Annotated in this window: 2 protein-coding genes; both read left to right on the forward strand. The window is 48.7% G+C overall.

The features are described 5' to 3' along the window. A partial coding sequence (locus P9B04_RS14475; protein WP_342055693.1) for a LamG-like jellyroll fold domain-containing protein occupies positions 1–412 on the forward strand: 412 nt, incomplete at its 5' end. Next, complete coding sequence (locus P9B04_RS14480) at positions 393–4,811, forward strand: LamG-like jellyroll fold domain-containing protein (protein ID WP_342055694.1); 4,419 nt, start codon at positions 393–395, stop codon at positions 4,809–4,811. The genes P9B04_RS14475 and P9B04_RS14480, both read left to right, overlap by 20 nt.

Genomic DNA, 4,811 nt, shown 5'->3' on the forward strand with positions numbered 1-4,811 from the left:
CCTCAATGCCCTGCTGAATTCTGAGGAAACTCGCTCAACCCTGGTTGGTTACTACACCTTTAGCGATGGCACCGCCAAAGATGACAGCGGCTATGCTAATAATGGTTCATTAGAGGGTGAGGCAACGGTTTTTGTTGACATAAATCGTACCTTAGATATTCCTATTGATCCCGACTGGAGCTTGACTACCGGGTCTAACAAAGATCTGGTGTTTGATGTGGGTAGTGTTGAACTCAGCACCGACACTCTCGATACTGACAAGTGGCACCATGTGGTCGCAACCTTTGATACAACCGTCGCTGATACTGCCTCTATTACTAACCCTGTCACTACGCTGTATCTCGATGGACAGCAAGTTGCCCAAAAACAGGGACCAGCCAACCTGATAACAGATGGCCATTGTTCAAGATGACCAACTCATCAATGACCCCAGTGGTTTTGAGAAGACTCTGCTAGGGGTAACTGAAACCTTTGACCTCTATTTTCAGGGAACAAATAGCTCCAAGGAATCCTATACGGCAACAGTCTTCTTCAACGATGGCACCAAGGTCGTCTTCGATGGTCAGAACGATGATCCACCAAAACTCCCCTGGCTGCCTAACCCGGCAAAATCAGCCCCAGTTGGCGATATCATCACGGCCCAGGGCGACATTTTAGAAGACGAGGTCAGTAGCCTGGCTAGAATTGATAGCGGTCTTACTCTTGACACCAGCGAAGACAATATTGGCACTGCCATGGTTGCAGGCAATTTTTTAAATGGTGAGATGGCCATTGCCGTGGGCGCTCCTAACACCAGCCAGAATGATGGGGCAGTGCTGATTTTGACTGCCGGAAAAGACCTCAAGACCGATAACGAAACCCTCACCCTCGACCCCACCCAGGTTCCTAGCGGTGGGAAGGGGGTCTTAATTAAAGACATTGAAGGACACCAAGAACAGCTTGGGTTTGCTTTGGCCGTGGGTGATGTCAATGGCGGTGGAGAAGATTTAATTATTGGGGCTCCTGCCGCAGATGGTAGCACTGGCAAAGTCTATGTCATCTTCGGTGAAAAGCTCACCCCTGGTGAAACCATTGACCTGAGTACCCTGAGCAGCAGTGGCAAGGGAGCTGTTATTTCTGGCATGAACGCTGGTGATGAGTTTGGGCATTCCCTAGCTGTGGGCAATTTGAGTAGCAGCACGACTGCTGATATTGTCATCGGTGCGCCCTTTGCCAGCAATAGTGCTGGAGAAGTCTACATTGTTAAAGGCAGCAGCAGCTTTGCCGATACAACCGTTAGCTCAGACAAGATTGTCTTTACAGGGGAACACGCAGGCAATCAAGCCGGGTTGTCGATTGATATTGTGCCGAACAATAGTAGTGATAAATCCCTAAACAATGACTCTCATGCTGATTTGATCATTGGGGCACCGAGCTACACTCAGAAAGTCACTTTTAATCAGGACTTTGAAAATGCAGCGGCGGCGCAAAAAGCACCAGATGCAATTGAGGCTCTATCAGCAGTTAGTCCGGTGGCTGCTGATAACAATAATATCACTGGTAGCAACGAGATCGAACTCACCACTGGTCGGGTCTATCTACTGTTAGGCAATGGAAATGGCGTTGATAGTGACAGTACCATAATCTTGGATGGTTCTCCTATCTTTAACTCTGATGCTGAAGCAGGCTATAGCGTCAGTGGGGCTGGGGATATCAATAGTGATGGCTTTGACGATCTGGTAATTGGCGCGCCAGAAGATGGTAAAGGCTCAGGCATTACCTACGTGGTAGCGGGTCGTGGAGACTGGAGTGACTATAACAGTGACACCCCGCTGCAGCTGGCCTGGGAAAGTAACTTAATCATTACCGGTCCTGAAGCGCATTCCCAGAGTGGCAGTGTGGTCAGCGATGCCGGAGATTTCAACTTCGATCCTAAACACCCCACCAACCAAGCTGATGATATCGTTATTGCCTCCCCCAAAGCAGGTTACGGTGCCGGACAGGCTCATGTGCTGTTTGGCAACACTGAAGACAGTAACAATCCTATCTGGAGTGGCGCCTACAGCACCGCCTTTACCCTCGAACCTGGTAGTACCCAAAGTACCGCTTTCTTTAATCAATCTGGGAATACCAAACCAGACCCCAGCATTAGCACTTTTGTGCTTAACGGTACAAATCCTCAAGATGCCATGATTCCCACTCAGGGGGCAACAGATGTCAATGGCGACGGGACAGAAGATCTGCTGGCTAGTGCTCAACTCGCTGACCAGATTGGTATTCTCTTTGGCCATCCCTGGCTGGCCGACGAAGGCAGCCTTAAAGTCAAAGACTTGCAGAGCGACCAGGGCTTTATTATTGATCCCAACCCCCTGACAAAAGTATTGCAACTGAATGGCACTACAGATTTCGTTGAGCTAACCGGCTACAAGGGTGTCACCGGGACTGAGGACCGCACGGTAGAGGCCTGGATCAAGCTACCTACTTCGGTAGGAAGTGATCAGCCTATTGTTTCCTGGGGCAGTAATCCTGGTAATGAAGACGGAGTGAAATGGACTGTTAGGTTAGATGATGGCAAACTTCGGATCGAAGTCGATGGTGGTCATTTAGTCGGAACAACTAATGTACTTGACGGCCAGTGGCATCACGTTGCGGTAGTCTATGAAGGCGTTTCAGGAGGCGTTCCAACATTTGGACCAAATACCGCCAAACTATATGTCGACGGTGAATTAGAAAAAATTTCCTCGTCCCAAGTGACAATTTTTAATACAGAGAGCGATAACGATGTTCGTATTGGAAGAGATATTTCGGGCAATAACTACTTCGAGGGCGAAATCGACGAAGTTCGCATCTGGAACGAGGCCCGCACCCAGCAACAGATTCAAGACAACCAATTTATATCTCTTGGCGGCCAGTCACCAAACCTACAGGCCAACTTTACCTTTGATGATGGCACCGCCGACGATACCAGCGGCAAGGAGCGCAATGGCACTTTAGAGGGCAGCGCGTCCATTGTTGAGGTGGATGACCGGCCCATCAGCGTTACCAAGCAGGTAGTCCAACTGTTAGGTGACCTGAATCTGGATGGTTATGCCGATACCCTGGTTACCGAAGGCACTAACAGCAGTACCATTGTTTTTGGAGCTAGTACCAAAGAACTATTGGACGGCGGTCTGGCCACCCTGGAACTCACCCTTACCCACAATAGTGCCCCCGAGTATGCCTCCGTTGGCGATGTCAATGGCGATGGCTTCCAGGACCTCGCGACTGTGTTACCCGACAGTACCCCAGAACTGGTCTTATTGTTGGGCAGCTCTGAACTGGCGACTCAGGCTAATCTATCCCTGGAAGACCTCTCCACCAAAGCCACCATTTCAGGAACCTTCGAGGACATCATTCCGGCGTTGGATATCAATGGCGATGGGCTTAATGATTGGATCGTGCAGACCAGTAGTACCCTGTTGCTATATCTAGGCCAGGCTGATGGCAGTATTCCCACTCCAATCTCGCTGGATTTGAGTGACACCTCCCTTTCCCTCAGTTCCCTCAGCGTGGCAGCCCTCAACGATGTCAATGGTGATGGCATTAGCGACCTGGTGGCTATCGATAATTCCAGAACGCCAGTGCTTTTATTTGGCTCGGCAGACTTGAGTGAAACTTCAAATACCCTCACTAGCAAGACTTTAACTCAGCTACCCAGTAATCAAACCCTGGGTGTTAGTAACACCATTTCTAATGCAGGTGATGTCAATGGCGACGGCATTAGCGAGTTTGCCATTAGCCAGGTTCAGGCCGGGATTGTAACACTGGCTACGAGCAAGGGCGAGGTTGACAATCCTAGTTACCAGTACCTAGAGTTCGTTAGCGATCCGATCGAAACCTTGGCGCTACCAGGTAGCGGAACCAATACATTGATTCCACACAACAGCAAAATTGACTTCGACGTAAACCAAAATTTCACGATAGAAGCTTGGGTTAACCCTGCGAAGCAATCGACATCCTTTCAGGCTATTATCGCAAAATGGAATAAAAATGGAGCATATCCCTATCTAATCCGATACAGCCCGGGTCAACAAATTGAAGTCGCTCGCTTTGACGGGTCCCACAATCCCCGTGTAAGCTCTAAAACCGTGCTTAAACAAGACGCATGGTACCATATCGCCTTCGTCCACGAGGCAGGAACCCTTAAGCTATATATCAATGGTGAATTAGAGAACCAAGTAAGCCAAGGCTCTTTAGGTAATACAACAAACAACACTCCCGTTTACTTGGGTAGTGAAGGAAATACCGGAGATTTCTTCACAGGACAAGTCAAAGAGATCCGATTCTGGAACATAGCTCGTACCCCGGAAGAAATTCAAACCAACCGCTTTATACGCCTTGCATCTCCCAGCAGTCAAGCTAATTTGGTTGGCTATTACCCCATGAACTCCGAATCTAGCCTACTGACCGATTCAAGTGCAACGAAAAATAACGGTCAGTTGGGAAGTGCAACATCCCAATTAAGTACTGGCTACCAAACCCTTGAAGTTGCTACAGGGGGCGATATTAACGGCGACGGACTGGATGACCTAGTGATTGGGAATCCCTATGTGTCGGCATCAACCCAAAATGGTGGTGGTGGTATCAATTCTGGTGAAGTTTTCTCGATCTTTGGCAACGATAAATTGCAGGACATTCCTGCGAATACCAGCTTTACACTGTCTGAATTAACGCCAACTTCTCAGGTTGAACAAGCTTCTCAGACTGACGAGGTACTCAACCTAAATAGAAGTAAAAGTGAGGTTTTTCTAGAAGACAAAAACCTGTACAATACTAGACATACCTGTACATAA

The organism is Crocosphaera sp. Alani8 (assembly GCF_038442745.1).
GTDB lineage: Bacteria > Cyanobacteriota > Cyanobacteriia > Cyanobacteriales > Microcystaceae > Crocosphaera.

Bases quoted from the DNA above. Each gene is read 5' to 3' on its own strand.
- P9B04_RS14480 (WP_342055694.1), top strand. From the start codon at position 393: ATGGCCATTGTTCAAGATGACCAACTCATCAATGACCCCAGTGGTTTT.